Origin of the sequence: Sphaerisporangium sp. NPDC051017 (assembly GCF_040683095.1) — a bacterium.
Lineage (GTDB): Bacteria > Actinomycetota > Actinomycetes > Streptosporangiales > Streptosporangiaceae > Sphaerisporangium.
Genome location: NZ_JBFBCI010000007.1, coordinates 57,354 through 71,969, shown reverse-complemented (window position 1 = coordinate 71,969; position 14,616 = coordinate 57,354). Strand labels below are relative to the sequence as shown.

The following is a 14,616-nucleotide window of genomic DNA, read 5'->3' as shown; positions in this document are numbered from 1 at the left end:
TCCCGGTGAGTCCTGCGGGCGTGCCCGCGCGGGTCTGGCGGGCGTCCCGGCGCCCGCCGAGTACGGTGGCCGGATGTGGTTGAAGGCATGTCTCAACGGCGGCCGCGCGCCCGGCGATCACCCGGCGCTGCCGCTCACCCCTGACGAGCTGGCCGCCGACGCCCGGGCCGTGGCCGGGCAGGGGGCGTCGGCCGTCCACGCCCATCCCCGCGACGCGGCCGGACGCGAGTCGCTGGACGCCTCCGACATCGGGGCCGCCGTCGCCGCGATCCGCGCCGCCGTCCCGATGCTGCCCACCGGCGTCTCCACGGGCCTGTGGATCACCGGCGGGGACGTGGACGCGCGCCTGGCCGCCGTGCGGCGGTGGGCGTCCCTGCCCGACGCCGAGCGCCCGGACTTCGCGTCGTGCAACCTGTCCGAGCCCGGCTTCACGGACCTCGCCGTGACGCTGCTGGACGGCGGGATCGGCGTCGAGGCCGGGGTGTGGTCACCGCAGGACGCCGACGCGCTGGCCGCCTCGGGCGTGGCCGGGCGGGTGGTGCGCGTCCTGGTCGAGATCATCGACGTGCCGGCCGACGAGGCCGTCCCCGCGGCGGCCCGCGTCCTGCACCGGCTGGACGCCCTCGGCGTCACGGCGGCGCGGCTGCTGCACGGCGGGGGCACGGCCACCTGGCCGCTGCTGGAGGAGGCCGCGCGCCTGGGCCTGCCCGGCCGGGTCGGGCTGGAGGACGTGCTGTGCGGCCCGTCCGGCGAGCCGGTGTCGGGGAACGCCGAACTGGTCCGGCTCGCCCTGGCGCTCTCTTCGCGTGGTTAGAAGTCCGGGCCACAAAATCGTCCTCGCCCCTCGAACTCCCCGTTTCGAGGGGGCGTCGCACCGGCCGAATCGAGCGGATCGGGCATGTCCGCCATCCGTGCACTGTGCACGGCCCTCTGGGAGGCGCGACCATCTTCCGCGTCAGGCTCGCGCGCGTCCGCACGGGGATCGCGGAGGACGTCCTCCACCTTCAGGCTCGTGAACCGCACTCCTCCAGGCCTGGCGACGGAGAACATGGGACGGCGGCCTGGACGGTCGTGGGCCGTGATGGTGACCAGAAGACGGGTTCCCTCGTAGACGTCCAGGCAGGGAGGCTCCTGAACGCGGGCGCTGTGGTTCCAGCGCAGCGAAAGGCGGACCCGGTCGACCAGCAGGCAGCGCAGGCCGTAGGACGCCATGGCATCGCGGACACCGGCGAGTGCCTCGCGCTGTATCTGGGCGCGGCGCGCACTGATGCCCTCTCCCATCAGGTTCACGAGCGCCCGCCCGGCCAGGTCGAGGACTCCGCCTCGCGCATGTACGAGGTCAGGGCCTCGGGGGTGCGGGCCTCGACCCGGGCGGGTTCCACTCCGCGTATCAGGGCTATGGCGTGGAAACGGCGGTCGTAGAGCCCGTACCAGATCATCCAGCCGGGTTCGAGGTGGTCGAGGTGAGCCGCGTGCGCGGTGGCGGCGGGGTCGAAGACCTTGGGACTCACCGTCGTCACCAACTGCCCGCCCAGGCGGTGGCGGCCTCGGACTCGCCGGTCCGGCGAGGAGGCGGGGTGCTGGACGTACCGGTCCCCTTGATCATCACGCCCGCCATGGGAGCCACCACGTGTCCCGGCGCCCCCGTACGTCCTGGCCCCGACGTGTCCGGACTTGGACATGATCAACCGCATCCCTTCGATTCGGCGGCGAAATAGAGTTACGTTGCGCTACGCGATAAGCGCGAAGCGTGCCCGCTTGTGCCATGGTGAGAGATCGTCGAGTTCGTTCCAAGCGCTATGACTTGGCCGGAGCGATCGGCCGATCACGACCAAATCGAGGAGGTCCCGATGCCCCGCTCCCCCGACCCGGTGGACCCGTCACTTTCGCCGTGGCACCTGTTCGGCGCGGCCGTGCGCCACTGGCGCGAGCTGCGAGGAATGTCCCTGCAGGAGGTCGGCAAAAAGATCATCTTCGACTGGTCCGTGCTGGCCAGATGGGAACGGGGCGAGCGAAAGCCTCCACGGGACGCGGTCGAGCGCCTGGACTACCTGTTCGAAGCAGGCGGCTTCCTGGTGGCTTTGCACGCATTCGCGACCGCCATACCAACCTCCGAGCCAGCTAACAAAGCGATGCCCGAGTGGAATCCTGACGCCATGGACCAACTACGCCGTCAACTACTCACCGGCCTGGCAGCGGCAGGCGCGGCCGCCGCCCTGCCGCCTTCGCAAGGGTTGGAGCATCTGCGTGCCTTGGTGAACTCGGGAGTCGGCTCGGAAAGCCTGACAGACTGGGAGGAAACCGCCGAGGAGTACGCGCAGGCCGTCGTAACCCGGCCGCGCGCGCAGGTCGTCACCGACGTCGCGCTCGATCTTCTGGTTCTTCAGAAGGCCATGCGGACGGCGGTTCCCGGCCCCGAGCAGACCGGCTGGCTCCGCGTCAACGCCCGCCTGACGTTCATCATGGCGCATTGTCTCGGCGCCGACGGGCAGAAGCACGAGTCGCGCCAGTGGTGGAACACGGCTCGTCGCGCCGCACAGCAGTCCGGCGACCATGAACTTGTGGCCGCCGCCTGCGGATACGAGGCGATGCAGGCCTTGTGCGAACAACGCCCCGCCGCCGTGATCGTCAGACTCGCGGAGGCCGCGAGGACGGCGGCAGCGGGTCGTCCGTCCGCAGGGGTGGCCGAGGCGCATGGAGCGGTCGCCCAGGTACACGCCCGTCTCGGTGACATGAAGACCGCGGAGCGGGCGCTCGCCGCGCAGGCAGAGGTGTTCGAGCGCCTGCCGGACGTGGTCACCGGGAACCGTATGGCGCTGGGCGGTTGGCCGGAGGCCCGGCTGCTGCACACCCGCAGCTACGTGCTCACATACTCGAAGAACAACCGAGCCGGGCATGCTCACGAAGAGGCGTTGAAGTCCTACCCCGCCGCTCGTGTGCGGCCCATCGCTCAGATCCAGCTACATCAGGCGCTGATGCAGGTCAGGTCGGGAGACCTCGCGGGCGGTCTGGACCATGCGATCACGGTGGTCGAAGGGCTGCCATCTGGAGATCGCTCCGCCTTCATCCAACGATCCGCAGCCGACGTGGCCGACGCCGTCCCGGCGCGGGACAGATCGAACCCACAGGTGGCCGAATACCGGCGCCGCCTCGGCCTTCCCATCCCGGAAGGGGTCTGATGGAACTGCGATTCATCCACAAGGACGGCTTGGACGCGGCCGAAGTCGTCAGTGACGAGTACGCCGACGTCTACCTCGATATCCGGGCCGAGGCTCCGTACAACTCCGGGCCGAACTTCCAGCGGCACCGGTATCTGGACCGCACGCGCCGTCAACTGGAAGGCAAGGGGTTCCATCTCGTGGCGGCACGGGACGGTGACGTTCTGGCGGGGTTCGCGTTCGGGCTGACGTTTCCGGCGGATCGGTGGTGGGGTGGGGATGTCACACCACCGCCCGCCGAGGTGCTCGCCGAGGAGAAGTTCGCGGTCATCGAACTCAACCTTCGCCGCGAATACCGAGGTCAGGGCCACGGCAGACGGCTTCTCTCCGAACTCCTCCAGGACCGCCCCGAACCCTGGGCCATGCTCCTGTCCCTCCCCGCCGTCCCGGCGCACGCGATGTACGAACACTGGGGCTGGCAGGTCGTGGGCACCGTCCGTCCCTTCCCGGACGCGGACCTGGCCGATGTGATGGCGCGCCCGACCCCGCACTGACCGGCCGGCCGTCCGGAATGCGGGAGGCAGCCGCCCCTTACCGAAAGAGGACAGACCGCTACCGAAAAGCACCGACCGCGCGGGGCCCGGTGGGATCGCGCGGTCGATCCCGGCCGTGCGCCGGAGGGGCTCGTGGGCCGGGCGGGGTTCGTTCAGGTGCCCAGGACTCGGCGGGTCCAGTTGGCGCGGGTGCCGCTGGTGCAGGCCCCCCCGAGGAGGCACCGCGCGACCCCCGCGTGAACGTAGGGGTACTCGCGCCGACGTGGATCAGGTGATGGAAAGGATCAGGAGAAAACCTCGACCTGGCATCGAGCGGCGTTGCCCCTGGCCATTCTCGCGTCGCCGGTGACAAGGGGGCACGCGAGCGACTCGGCCAGTGCCAGATAAAGGGCGTCGTAGGCGCTGTGATTACCCCTGAGCTGCCACGCACGCCCAAGGTACGAAGGCAGCGAGGCCCGCTTGAGAGGCATGACCTCCAGCAGTCCGACGGCGGTCTCGGCCCGGTCAACCGGCAACTTTCCCGCCAGAGCGAGGGCACGGAGCACCGATAGTACCTCGGCGTCGATGTGCGCGGGTGCCACGAGAGCCTCTCCGACCAGCCTCTTACGCACGGCCTCGGCGGAGGGGCCCTCCTCTGCGAGGACCTTGACCAGGGCACTGGCATCGATCACGATCAAAGATCGGCCCGTCCACGATCCAGCGCATCGAGGATGTCCGACGTCGATACGGTGTCGACGGCGTTCGCTCGCGTGCGATCGAGGATCTCCTCCAGGCTGGGCTGACGTGCGTCGGCGATCAGCTTACCGAGCAGGTACTCCTGCAGAGACTGCCGAGCACGCATCGCCCGTTCCTTGTAGGTGAGATAGACCTCGTCCGGAATGTTCCTGATTTGTATCGTCGCCATAGCGCTATAGTAGCGCGAAAGCGCGGAATAAGCGCTACCACCCCGCGGTGAAAACCTCCCTCATAAGACGCCTCGGTGGTCGGCGGCCTTAGACAGGGATCCAGAGATTCGCCCCTACTCGAACAATGCTTCCTACAGCTATGACTTGGCCGGAGGGATCGGCCGATCACGGCCAAATCGAGGAGGTCCCGATGCCCTGCTCCCCCGGCCGGGTGGGGGTCAGGTGCCGAGGATGCGGCGGGTCCAGTTGGTGCGGGTTTCGTTGGCGGCCGCGGATACCGCCGCGTGGGGGGCCATGACGGAGAAGCCGTGGAGGCCGCCGGCCCAGACGTGCAGGTCGGCCACGCCGCCGGCCGCCCAGATGCCCATCGCGTACGCGACGTCCTCGTCGCGGAAGACCTCGGCGGAGCCGACGTCGATGAACGCGGGCGGTAGGCCCGACAGGTCCGTGGCGCGGGCGGGCGCGGCGTAGATCGACACCTTGTCGGTGCCGCGCCGGTCGCCGAGCAGCGCGGTCCAGCCGGTCTCGTTGCTGCCCCGGTCCCAGATGCCGATGCCGTCGTACTGGTGACTGGAGAGGGTCTCGTTGCGGTCGTCGAGCATGGGGCAGATCAGGAGCTGGCCGATCAGGCGCGGGCCCCCGCGGTCGCGGGCGAGCAGGGCCACCCCGGCGGCGAGTCCTCCCCCGGCGCTGATCCCGGCGACCAGGATGCGCTCCGGGTCGGCGCCGAGCTCCCGGGCGTGCGCGGCCGTCCACAGCAGGCCCGCGTAGCAGTCCTCGACCGGCGCGGGGTCGGGGTTCTCGGGGGCGAGCCGATACTCGACCGAGACGACCACGGCGCCCAGCTCGACCGCCCATTCGACCAGCATGCGGTCTATGCCCATGAAGCGGTCGCCCATCACCATGCCGCCGCCGTGGATGTTGTAGACGCACGGCGCGCCCGGCGGCAGGTCGCGCCGCTTGAACACCGACAGCGTTATGTCGGGGTCGCCCTCGGGACCGGGCACCACGTGCTCGACGTGGGTGATCCCGTACTGGTCCAGGATCGGCTCGATGGGCGGACTCGCCACGCCGGCCCTGCTCGACTGGATGAGGTCTTCGGCGAGCGTCAGGGAGACCTGCGCCCCAGGCTCCGCGCCCTGGACCGCGGCGAACTGCTGCATGACGACCGCGAGCGCGGCCTCCAGCTCGCTGTCGTACGGGGGTCGGGGTATGGTCGTCATCGCACTCCTCAAGTCGTGTCCCAGCCGCTACGGGACGTACGATCATGCTGGTCCTGGACCTGCCCGCCCGGCAACCGCCACCTGACCCGGCTTCCGCCCGGCCCGCCCGCCACCCGGCGGTCCCGCGAATGTCAGTCGAAGCGGTTCGTCGCGAGCTGCCACAGGGTGAGGGCGAGGGTCAGGCGTACCCGGCCGGGCGAGGTGCGCAGGTCGTAGCCGAGGGCCGCCGAGTACTCGGCCGCCCTCGCCTGCACCGTCGAGTGGTGCAGCCCGGCGTCGGCCGCCGCCGATCGCAGGCTTCCGGTGACCGCGATGGATTCCAGCAGGTCATGGGCGTGCCGCGAGGAGGCGATGACGGACCCGACCGTCTTGACGTCCGGCATGCCGGCGACGTCGGCGGCGTCCGCCAGGCGGGCGATGTCGGCCAGCACGCCCAGATCGTCCGCACGGACGACGGGCCACCGCGCGTTGGTGAGCCGGAGGGCGATCACGGCATGCGCCCACGATTCGTGCAGGAGGGCGGGCACCCGCGCCTCGCCGACCCCGAGCCGATCAGCGGCGCCCAGGCCGGAGGAGGCATTGGACGCGGTGATGGTGCCGGGCGGGATGCCGGTGCGAGACGCGCTGCCGGTGCCGACGGCGGTGTCGGTGCCGGCGTCGAGGATGGTCGCCCGCAGGATCCCCACCGTCGTCTCGATGAGCGCGTGGGGGCCGTCCGCGGCAAGGCTCCGGGCCGCGGGCGTGCGCCCGCCAGGGGTGGGACGGACGGCGGGGGCAAGTGGCCGGATGGCGGGGGCGTGGCCGCCGGGGGCGAGGGCTTGGCCGGCGGGAGTGGCGAGGACGCGGTACTCGTGGGCGGCGCCGAGGCGCAGGTGGACGGCGGCGAGCTTGCGCGCGTCGGCGCCGGATGACGGGTCGAGGAGGATTTCGACGGCCTGGCTCGTCGTCGCGACGCCGTTGAGGCGGTCCAGCGTGACGCCGAGCGCGATCGCGGCGCGTTCGAGGATCATCTCGTCGTTCGCGTGCGCCTCGCCCTCGCGTTCGAGCCAGACCACCCCGTCGGCGCCGACCGCATGGCTCGGCCGGCCCGCGAAGTCGGACGGGACCGGCTCGCGCGTCCGCGCGCCGGCGGACGTGACGCGCATGCGCCGCCCGCCCGCGATGAACGCCGCCGGGCTCCCGGCGAGGACCGCAGCGCCCCGGATCAACGCCTCCAGCCCCGCCTGACGCTGAACGAGCGCGTCGAAGTAGGTAATGATCTTCAACCCCTCGCCGGCGACGGGATCGAGGGCGGTAAGACGTCCACGAAGCTCCTCCATCAGCGGCTCCCACCTCTCTCGGACTCATCAGCCTAAACCCGCCCCAACCCCGTCCGCCGACGCGAACCATCCCCTCCACCCTGGCGGCGACTCGCCCCCTCGCCCGAGCCCACCGATCCCCTCAAAGATGTCCGCCGTTCCCAATCCGCTCGGTAGGCTCTAAGAGCCAGGAGAGGAGCCGCGATCATGGCGGCACAACCGCAGGACTTCGCCCCCATCGGGGTCTCCATGCCCGAGAAGAACCTGCGAGCGATCCGCGCCGCTCTGGTGGTGCCACAGGATCGTGCCGCTTTCGACTCCGGTCTCAAGGCGGTCCTCGACGAGGTTCGGGTGAGCCTGGATCTCAGCGCGTTGAACGACTTCGTCCACCGCTGGTGGATCTCAGCGTGCGACTCGGTGAAAGACCCGGAAGGTCGCCGCCGCATGCATGTCAAAGCCGAGCAGGTTCTCGCCGGGGAGCCGACGTCTTCGGGCAGGCCGTGGCGGGACGTGCTGGCCGCGCGTGGAGTCGAGCTGTAGGTGTACGAGATCGCGCTGGACCCGATCGTCGAGGAACAGATCTCCGCTCGTTGTATCCACTGGCCGAGCTTTCGCGCTACTGGAGACGGCTCCCTGGAGCGGTTCGCCCTACGACCCGGCGAACCCCAAGGCCAACATGCTGACCCATAGCTTCGGCGAGCGTGGCCTCGCCACCTACCTGGTGTTGGAGGAGCAACGCGAGGTCTACGTCATCCGTCTCGAATGGCCGTGAGGGCCGTGGGGTTGGGGCAAGATTCGGGATAGGGCGTCATGGCCGGTGCCGCCTCCTCGGGTGCGGGCGCGCTGATCGTGTCGAGCCTTGCCATCCACAACATTCCCGACCCGCAGGGACGGCTGCGCGCGATCCGCGAGGCCGACCGATGTCAGTCCCGCGATCACGGTGGATCAGTCCTTTATGGCGCCGCCGAGGCCGGTGACGAGTCTGCGCTGGACGGCGATGAAGAAGATCAGGACGGGGACGGTCATGAGGGTCGAGGCGGCCATGATACCGCCCCAGTCGTTCTCGTCGGGTTTGAAGAAGACGAGCAGGGCGGCGGGCAGGGTCTGGTTCTCCTTGGCCGAAATGATGAAGGTGCGGGCGAAGATGAAGTCGTTCCAGGCGGTGATGAACGAGAACACGCTGGTCGCGACCAGCCCGGGAGCCACCAGCGGGAACACGATCCGCCACAGGACGACGGCCCGGCTGGCGCCGTCGATCGTGGCGGCCTCCTCCAGCGCCTCGGGGACCGCCGCCACGAAGCCGCGCATCATCCAGATCGCGAACGGCAGCGAGAAGGCCAGATGCACCAGGACGAGGGAGCCGAGCGTGTTGAGCCCGGCGGCGGGGACGACGGCGCCGAGGTCGCGGACCAGGAAGAACAGCGGGATGGTGAGCGCCTCGACCGGCACCATCTGGGCGATCAGGAACATGATCAGCACGGTGGTGCGGAGGCGGAACCGGAAGCGGGTCACGGCCACGGCGGCGAGGAAGGCCACGACGCCGGACAGCACGACGACGGTGAGCGCGACGCCGAGGCTGTTGAGGAAGTAGCGGGCGAAGTTCTCCCCGCCGAGGACGCGGCGGAAGTGGTCGAGGGTGGGGTGCAGGGTCCACGGGCGGACCTCCAGCGACTGGATCTCGCCCGGCGGCTTGAACGCCGAGAGCACCATCCATTGAACTCCTCCCCGGCCTGAAGGCCGGAGATTCTCCCGTCGCGTCGCGGTCAAGCGGCGCGCGGGGGTTGACGCTTCACAGACCGGGCAGCCCCGAGGTCTCCACGTCCTGACACCACAGTCCCTGCGGCGTTGCGAATGTTGATCGCGGCGTTGGTGTCGGCGTGGCCGGTCCACCCGCATCCGGGGTCGGTGCAGGAGAACCGGGTGCCGTCACGGGAGGCCGGGTCGCGGTGCCCGCACCGGTGGCAGGTCTGCGAGGTGCCCGGGGCGGGCACCTTCACCACCAGCCCGCCGCGATCACGGGTCTTGTACTCCAGCAGGGTGACCGTGCGGCCCCACGCCTCGCCGCTCATGGCACGGTTCAGCCCTGCCTTCCGCGTCACGTTCCGGCCGGGGTGTTCGATGGTGCCCGTGGCGGAGCGGACCATGTTCGTGATCTTCAGGTCCTCCACCACGACCACGCCGAAGGTGCCGGCGAGTTCGGTGGTGGTCTTGTGCTGCCAGTCGAGGGCTCGGCGCTTGGCTGTCGCGCGGGCCTTGGCGATCTGGTCGTAGGTGCGGGTCAGCCGTTTGGACGTGGGCCGGCCGGGAGTGCGGGTGCGGCGCTGGCGGGCGGACTTCTTCTCCAGGCGGCGCAGGTGTTCTTTCTCGCCGCCGGTGAGCCAGGGCCCGTGCTCACGCGGGGTGCCGTCCGACAGGGCCAGGGCGACGTTGATTCCCCGGTCGATCCCGACCCGCGGGCCGGAGTGGCGGACCGGGGCAGGCACCTGGCGTTCGGTCCGGAACACGATGTGCCAGCCGCCGGCTTGTTTGACCAGGCGGGCTCCGGTGATCCGCCCGGCCGGGCCGCCCTTGGTGACGCCGGGCAGGTCCTTGGTCCACCGGAACCGCACCCGCCCGGCCTTGGGGAGGCTGACCGCACCCCACCGCCGGTCGACCCGCTTGATCTGCAGATCGCGGGCCTGGGGCACATCCACAGCGGGCCGGGATCGCAACCGGGCCTTGAACCTCGGGCGCCCCGCGGGGTGATCAGGGTCGAAGAAGTTCGCCCACGCCTGCCGGTAGGTCTTCAGCACGGCTTGGGCCGCCTGGGCGGGCAGCCGGCCCATCCAGGGCATCTCATGGCGGGCCGCCCGGATCGCCTCGTCGCAGTCCTTCAGCGTCGCCAACCGGCCCTGCCGGAAGGTGGCGTACTCGTGGAGCAGGTTCCACAGTGCGCGGGCGGTGTGCGCCTGACCGTCCAGCACGGCCGTCTGGGCCGTGCTCAACTCCAGGCGGGCGACATGCGCCCGCGTCTGCTTTACCTTCTCCACACCGTGATCGTATCGTTTCGTTGCGTCACCGGGAGGGAAACGGACCCGGATGTGCGCACCGGACGGCATGTCGTCTCCAACCTCCACACCCATTTGGTATTCGTCACGAACTACCGGCGCGGGGCCTTCACCGGCCCGATGCCGATCCGATGCGAACAGATCATGCGGGAGGTTGAACTCGGTGAGTTCAACGGCGAGGACGGCCACGTCCACCTGCTGGTCCGCTATCAGGTCGCCTTGTCCAAGCTGGTCAACTCGTTGAAGGGGCTTACGGCTCGGATGCTGCGCAAGGAGTTCGGCGCCCACGTCCGCGAATACCTGCAGGGTGATCATTTCCGGTCCGGCTCCTACTTCGCCGGGCCGGTCGGCGGGGCCCCGCCGACCGTGCTCGAGCAGTACATCGAGCAGCAGAAACGACCGATCTGATCGGGGTGGACGCCGGTTCACCTGACAGCGACAATCGGCTGTTCTTGCCCCGCTACGCGGGACGGTCCGCTTCACGCCCGGCCTGAAGGCCGGAGCACTACGGACAAACCTAGAGCGAGTCGGGCTCGTCGAAGAGCCACACGCGCAATGTTCCGGACTTGTCGTCGCCGCCACTCGCCGCCGGGGCTGTCGTCGCGGATCACGGCGGCGCGGGTCCGTCATCTCGGGCCGCTGGTGGCGGAGGCCGCCTCGCGCGTCTCCAGGAAGCTGGGGGGCGAGCCGCCCGTCCGCCCGGCGGGGCCGCACGCACGCTGACCGGGGCCTGCAGAGGGGGCCGGCCCCGGTCGGCGCCCTTCCGGGGCGCCCTTCCGAGGCGTCTTTCCACGGCGTCTTTCCACGGCGTCTTTCCACGGCGTCCTGACGGCCACGTACACGGACACCGACCCCGATACCGGCCTTGACGTGCGGAAACACTCGGGAAACGCTCGCAGATGTGGAGTCGCGTGCGAACGTGGGGGAACGTGTCGTACTTCGTGCGGGAAAGTGGTGGATCGTGCCGGGCCTGTTCGGGGGGCGGCCATAGGCACGGTCAGTCCAGAAGCTCGGAGAAGCGGTCGGCGACCAGGTCCCAGCGCCACTCGCGCTCGATCCACGCGCGCCCGCGCTCCCCCATCCGCCGCGCCCGCCCGGGGTCCGCCAGCAGCGAGGCGAGCGCGCCGGCGACCTGCTCGGGCCGCTCGCCGTCCACCAGCAGGCCGGTCTCGCCGTCGCGGACGGCGTCGGGCGCGCCGCCCGAGGAGCCCGCGACGACCGGCAGCCCGGTCGCGGAGGCCTCCAGGTAGACGATGCCGAGCCCCTCGACGTCCAGGCCGCGCAGGCGCGTGCGGCAGGGCATGGCGAACACGTCCCCGGCGTCGTAGTAGGCGGGCAGGCTGCCCCAGGGCACCGGCCCGGTGATGATCACCGATCCGGCGAGGCCGCGCGCCCCGACCGTCCGCACCAGGGCCCGCCGGGACGGACCACCGCCGACCAGCAGCAGCACCGCGTCCGGGACGGCCCGCAGGACGGCCGGCCAGCAGCGCACCAGCGTGTCCTGGCCCTTGCGCGGCACCAGCCGGGACACGCACACCACGACCGGCCGGTCGCCGAGCCCGAGCGCCTCCCGCACCGCCGCGCCCCCGGCCCCCGGGCGGAACACGCTCGTGTCCACGCCCGGCGTCAGCCGGACCAGGCGCGACGGCGGGACGACCCGCGCCAGCCGTTCCCTGGTGTACTCGCCGAGGTAGGTGATGGCGTCGGCGTGCGCGCCGATCCTGGCGAGCAGGCCGCGCGCCCCCGGCACCCCGGCCCAGGCGGCCTCGTGGCCGTGGGTCAGCATGACCACCCGCCGGGCCCCGGCCGCGCGCAACGCCGGAGCGAGCAGGCCGAGCGGCGCGGCGGCGCCGAAGACGACGGTCTCGCACTTCTGCTCGCGCACCAGCGCCGCCGCCCGCCGGGCGACCCCGGGCAGGGGCAGCATGAGCGACGTGGGGTGGCGCACCACGGGGTACGGGCGGCGGGCGTCGAACTCCTCCCAGCCGGGCCAGCGCGAGGCGTACACGACGGTGGAGCCCGGCGGGCGGCGCTCGGCGAGGGCGTGGACGAACGCCTGGATGCCTCCCGGGCGCGGCGGGAAGTCGTTGGTGACGATCAGCGTGCGGCCCTGCGGGGTCACGGCTCCGGCAGCCCGTTCTGGCGGGCCCAGAAACGCGCCAGGGCGATGCGCTGCGGGGGCGTGGGGTGGGAGGCGTACAGGATGTACTCGAGGGCGTCCGGCGACAGATCGGAGAGGTTCGTGACGGCCAGCCGCCGCTGCATCGCGACGAACGTCGCCGGGTCGCGGGTCAGGTCCAGCGCGTGCAGGTCGGCCCTGGCCTCCACCGCGCGGCTGACGACGTTCTCGGCGGGGCCGGACAGGACGGTGGCGACGGCCATCAGCCCGAGCAGCAGCCCCACGGCGCGCGGGTCGCCCACGGAGGGCACCCGGGCGCGGCGCCGGAGGCTGGGAGCGCCGGCCACGAGGAACAGCAGGCACGCCCCGGCCGCGGCCCCGAGCGCGCCGACCAGCGTGCCGTACAGGACGTCGCCCCGCTTGGCGTGGCCGAGCTCGTGCGCGACGACCAGCTCGACCTCCTTCTCGGGGGCGCGCAGGAGCGTGTCGTAGACGACGATGCGCCGCGTCGCCCCGAAGCCGGAGACGTAGGCGTTGAGGGCGGTGGTCCTGCGCGAGGCGTCGGCGACCAGGACGTCCTTGACCGGGACGCCGTCGCGGGCGGCCATGGCGATCAGGTCCGCGCGCAGCGGCCCGGCGGGCATCGGCCGGAATTCGTTGAACAGCGGTTCCACGACGATCGGGTAGACGAAGGAGACCGCGACGGTGAACACGAAGGCGCCGATCGACGCCGGGATCCACCAGCGGGCGCGGAACCGGCGCGCCAGCCAGACCACGGCGAAGATCATGATGGCGGTCGTCACGACCTGGACGGCGAAGCCCTTCAGCCGGTCGGCGGACCACGCCGCCCAGTCCTGGGTGGAGAGCCCGTACGCGCGCAGGCGGGTCTCGTACCACATGCCGAGCGGCCACTTCAGCAGCAGGCTCACCGCCGAGAGGACGAGCACGCCGAGCGGGACGCGCAGCCACCACGGCCCCCTGAGGCGGTCGACGGCCCACGCGCCGAACGAGGTGAGGATGAACACGCCCGCCACGACCAGCGTGACCGCGAGCGACAGGTAGGCGGGCAGGCTGACGGCCGAGTCGAACGCTGCGGCCCGGTCGATCTGCGCGGCGGTGAAGTCGCGCGCGGGGTCCGGCCGCACCTCGCGGGCCCCGCTCAGGGCCTGCCACGGCGTCGTCACCGCGACGACCCCCGCCACCGCCGCGCCGAGCACGACCAGGGCGATGCCGGCCGCGCGCATTCCCCCGTCCATGCGCCGCCCCGGGCGGGTCTCCTCGATCAGCTCCCCCACCGATATCAGCCTTTCCGCCGTCGTCAGGACAGCTCCGCCTTCACGTATGCGCGCCAGGCGCCGGTGAACCGCCCGGCCGTCACCCCGAGCGCGCGCGGGAGGGCCCCCGCCGCGTCTGCCCTGTCTCCCCTCCTGAACTCACGGTAGAGGGCGACCAGGGCGGGTTCGCCGTAACGGGCCGCGACATACCGGCAGGCGAGCCACGCCTCCTCGTACGCCTGGGCCAGGCGCGGCGATCCGGGGGCGAAATCGTCCGGGCCGGGCAGCGCGGACGGCGTGCGGCCCGCGCGCACCTCGGCGGCCAGCTCGGCGGCGGCCTCGCGGACGGGGATGCCCGAGCGCAGGTAGCCCACGTAGTCGGCGAAGCCCTCGACCAGCCATTTCGGGGTGCGCGCGTCGGTCGCGGCCCCGGTGGCGACGTGCGTCAGCTCGTGGGCGAGGACGACGTCACGGCCGGCGTCGCTGAGGCGGGCGAACGAGCCCGGCTCGATGATCACGCGGTCGGTGGCGGCGACGGCGGCGAGGCCGTCCACCGAGGCGGGGGCCGCGAGCGTGGCCGCCTGCGCGGTGGTGGCGGGCACCAGGACCAGCGGGCGCACCGGCCCGGCGACCCGCGCGACGACGAGGCTCGCGCGGTCGGCCCTGCGGGCGAGGTCGGCGAGGTCTGCTTCGCTCGCGGTGGCCGTGCCGATCACCAGGGAGCGGGTTCCGCGGACAACGCGCGCGTGGCCCCAGATCTCCGGATGCTCGCCGGTCACGGCGTCCGGCGCCGGGGGCGTCGGGGGCACGGTCGGCGCGGTCAGGGGCGTGGCCGCGGACATGCCCGGGGGCGCAGGGGGCAGGTGCGGGGATACGAACGCGGACGGGGGCGCCGGTGGGGGCACAGAGGGGGACGGGGGCGACGGGGGGACGGTCAGCGCGGCCAGCAGGCCCGCCAGCACGGTCCCCAGCCACACGACGCGCATGCGGGCAATCTACCTGGCCGCTCCCCCGCCGGGGCGCTCCCCGCGCGGCACG

At 71.7% G+C, this 14,616-nt stretch carries 16 protein-coding genes; 5 read left to right on the top strand and 11 right to left on the bottom strand.

Annotation, left to right across the window (positions count from 1 at the left end; genetic code table 11):
* Window positions 1-73: 73 nt before the first annotated feature.
* Complete coding sequence (locus AB0M95_RS08870; protein ID WP_363761333.1) at window positions 74-814, top strand: 3-keto-5-aminohexanoate cleavage protein; 741 nt, start codon at window positions 74-76, stop codon at window positions 812-814.
* Here AB0M95_RS08870 and AB0M95_RS08865 read toward each other — a convergent pair.
* Together AB0M95_RS08865 and AB0M95_RS08860 are read right to left on the bottom strand one after the other, a co-directional pair.
* Window positions 811-1,290, bottom strand: a complete 480-nt coding sequence (locus AB0M95_RS08865) for a hypothetical protein (protein WP_363761331.1) — start codon at window positions 1,288-1,290, stop codon at window positions 811-813. The genes AB0M95_RS08870 and AB0M95_RS08865 overlap by 4 nt on opposite strands.
* Window positions 1,287-1,682 (bottom strand): hypothetical protein, encoded by a 396-nt coding sequence (locus AB0M95_RS08860; RefSeq protein ID WP_363761329.1) that lies wholly within the window; start codon window positions 1,680-1,682, stop codon window positions 1,287-1,289. Before AB0M95_RS08860 ends, AB0M95_RS08865 begins: the two co-directional genes overlap by 4 nt.
* A gap of 117 nt (window positions 1,683-1,799) precedes the next feature.
* Between AB0M95_RS08860 and AB0M95_RS08855 the strand changes: the two genes are divergently transcribed.
* Together AB0M95_RS08855 and AB0M95_RS08850 are read left to right on the top strand one after the other, a co-directional pair.
* Complete coding sequence (locus AB0M95_RS08855) at window positions 1,800-3,179, top strand: helix-turn-helix transcriptional regulator (RefSeq protein WP_363761327.1); 1,380 nt, start codon at window positions 1,800-1,802, stop codon at window positions 3,177-3,179.
* Window positions 3,179-3,712, top strand: coding sequence for a GNAT family N-acetyltransferase (locus AB0M95_RS08850; RefSeq protein ID WP_363761325.1), 534 nt, complete (start codon window positions 3,179-3,181; stop codon window positions 3,710-3,712). The genes AB0M95_RS08855 and AB0M95_RS08850 overlap by 1 nt, the downstream gene beginning before the upstream one ends.
* A 284-nt stretch (window positions 3,713-3,996) precedes the next feature.
* On the opposite strand, the gene AB0M95_RS08845 is transcribed toward AB0M95_RS08850, so the two are convergent.
* The 4 genes from AB0M95_RS08845 to AB0M95_RS08830 form a co-directional block, all read right to left on the bottom strand.
* The gene (locus tag AB0M95_RS08845; protein WP_363761323.1) at window positions 3,997-4,383 is read right to left on the bottom strand and encodes a type II toxin-antitoxin system VapC family toxin; all 387 of its coding nucleotides are present in this window, start codon (window positions 4,381-4,383) and stop codon (window positions 3,997-3,999) included.
* Window positions 4,384-4,385: 2 nt separating this feature from the next.
* Window positions 4,386-4,616 carry a hypothetical protein gene (locus AB0M95_RS08840; protein ID WP_363761321.1) on the bottom strand — a complete coding sequence of 77 codons (231 nt, stop codon included), beginning with the start codon at window positions 4,614-4,616 and terminating at the stop codon, window positions 4,386-4,388.
* Window positions 4,617-4,835: 219 nt separating this feature from the next.
* Window positions 4,836-5,840 (bottom strand): alpha/beta hydrolase, encoded by a 1,005-nt coding sequence (locus AB0M95_RS08835; RefSeq protein WP_363761319.1) that lies wholly within the window; start codon window positions 5,838-5,840, stop codon window positions 4,836-4,838.
* Between the two features lie 131 nt (window positions 5,841-5,971).
* Complete coding sequence (locus AB0M95_RS08830; RefSeq protein WP_363761317.1) at window positions 5,972-7,159, bottom strand: hypothetical protein; 1,188 nt, start codon at window positions 7,157-7,159, stop codon at window positions 5,972-5,974.
* Between the two features lie 186 nt (window positions 7,160-7,345).
* Here AB0M95_RS08830 and AB0M95_RS08825 point away from each other — a divergent pair, with 186 nt between their 5' ends.
* Complete coding sequence (locus AB0M95_RS08825; RefSeq protein WP_363761315.1) at window positions 7,346-7,678, top strand: DUF6247 family protein; 333 nt, start codon at window positions 7,346-7,348, stop codon at window positions 7,676-7,678.
* A 405-nt stretch (window positions 7,679-8,083) separates the two neighbouring features.
* Here the strand turns inward: AB0M95_RS08825 and AB0M95_RS08820 are convergent, their stop codons facing one another.
* Both AB0M95_RS08820 and AB0M95_RS08815 read right to left on the bottom strand, forming a co-directional pair.
* Complete coding sequence (locus tag AB0M95_RS08820; RefSeq protein WP_363761313.1) at window positions 8,084-8,848, bottom strand: carbohydrate ABC transporter permease; 765 nt, start codon at window positions 8,846-8,848, stop codon at window positions 8,084-8,086.
* A gap of 53 nt (window positions 8,849-8,901) precedes the next feature.
* The gene (locus tag AB0M95_RS08815; protein WP_363761311.1) at window positions 8,902-10,167 is read right to left on the bottom strand and encodes a transposase; all 1,266 of its coding nucleotides are present in this window, start codon (window positions 10,165-10,167) and stop codon (window positions 8,902-8,904) included.
* A gap of 51 nt (window positions 10,168-10,218) precedes the next feature.
* On the opposite strand from AB0M95_RS08815, the gene tnpA reads away from it, so the two are divergent.
* The gene (tnpA, locus tag AB0M95_RS08810; RefSeq protein ID WP_363761309.1) at window positions 10,219-10,593 is read left to right on the top strand and encodes an IS200/IS605 family transposase; all 375 of its coding nucleotides are present in this window, start codon (window positions 10,219-10,221) and stop codon (window positions 10,591-10,593) included.
* 589 nt (window positions 10,594-11,182) lie between these two features.
* Here the strand turns inward: tnpA and AB0M95_RS08805 are convergent.
* From AB0M95_RS08805 to AB0M95_RS08795, 3 genes are read right to left on the bottom strand one after another with little or no spacing between them, the layout of a single operon-like run.
* On the bottom strand, window positions 11,183-12,307 hold the full coding sequence (locus tag AB0M95_RS08805) for a glycosyltransferase family 4 protein (protein ID WP_363761307.1): 1,125 nt from the start codon (window positions 12,305-12,307) through the stop codon (window positions 11,183-11,185).
* Window positions 12,304-13,599, bottom strand: coding sequence for a M48 family metallopeptidase (locus AB0M95_RS08800; protein ID WP_363761305.1), 1,296 nt, complete (start codon window positions 13,597-13,599; stop codon window positions 12,304-12,306). The genes AB0M95_RS08805 and AB0M95_RS08800 overlap by 4 nt, the downstream gene beginning before the upstream one ends.
* A 23-nt stretch (window positions 13,600-13,622) precedes the next feature.
* Window positions 13,623-14,564 carry a hypothetical protein gene (locus AB0M95_RS08795; RefSeq protein WP_363761303.1) on the bottom strand — a complete coding sequence of 314 codons (942 nt, stop codon included), beginning with the start codon at window positions 14,562-14,564 and terminating at the stop codon, window positions 13,623-13,625.
* Window positions 14,565-14,616 lie beyond the last annotated feature (52 nt).

Coding starts and splice junctions, on each gene's coding strand:
- AB0M95_RS08870 (WP_363761333.1), top strand. CDS start 74: ATGTGGTTGAAGGCATGTCTCAACGGCGGCCGCGCGCCCGGCGATCAC.
- AB0M95_RS08860 (WP_363761329.1), bottom strand. CDS start 1,682: ATGTCCAAGTCCGGACACGTCGGGGCCAGGACGTACGGGGGCGCCGGG.
- AB0M95_RS08855 (WP_363761327.1), top strand. CDS start 1,800: ATGACTTGGCCGGAGCGATCGGCCGATCACGACCAAATCGAGGAGGTC.
- AB0M95_RS08850 (WP_363761325.1), top strand. CDS start 3,179: ATGGAACTGCGATTCATCCACAAGGACGGCTTGGACGCGGCCGAAGTC.
- AB0M95_RS08840 (WP_363761321.1), bottom strand. CDS start 4,616: ATGGCGACGATACAAATCAGGAACATTCCGGACGAGGTCTATCTCACC.
- AB0M95_RS08835 (WP_363761319.1), bottom strand. CDS start 5,840: ATGACGACCATACCCCGACCCCCGTACGACAGCGAGCTGGAGGCCGCG.
- AB0M95_RS08830 (WP_363761317.1), bottom strand. CDS start 7,159: ATGGAGGAGCTTCGTGGACGTCTTACCGCCCTCGATCCCGTCGCCGGC.
- AB0M95_RS08825 (WP_363761315.1), top strand. CDS start 7,346: ATGGCGGCACAACCGCAGGACTTCGCCCCCATCGGGGTCTCCATGCCC.
- AB0M95_RS08820 (WP_363761313.1), bottom strand. CDS start 8,848: ATGGTGCTCTCGGCGTTCAAGCCGCCGGGCGAGATCCAGTCGCTGGAG.
- AB0M95_RS08795 (WP_363761303.1), bottom strand. CDS start 14,564: ATGCGCGTCGTGTGGCTGGGGACCGTGCTGGCGGGCCTGCTGGCCGCG.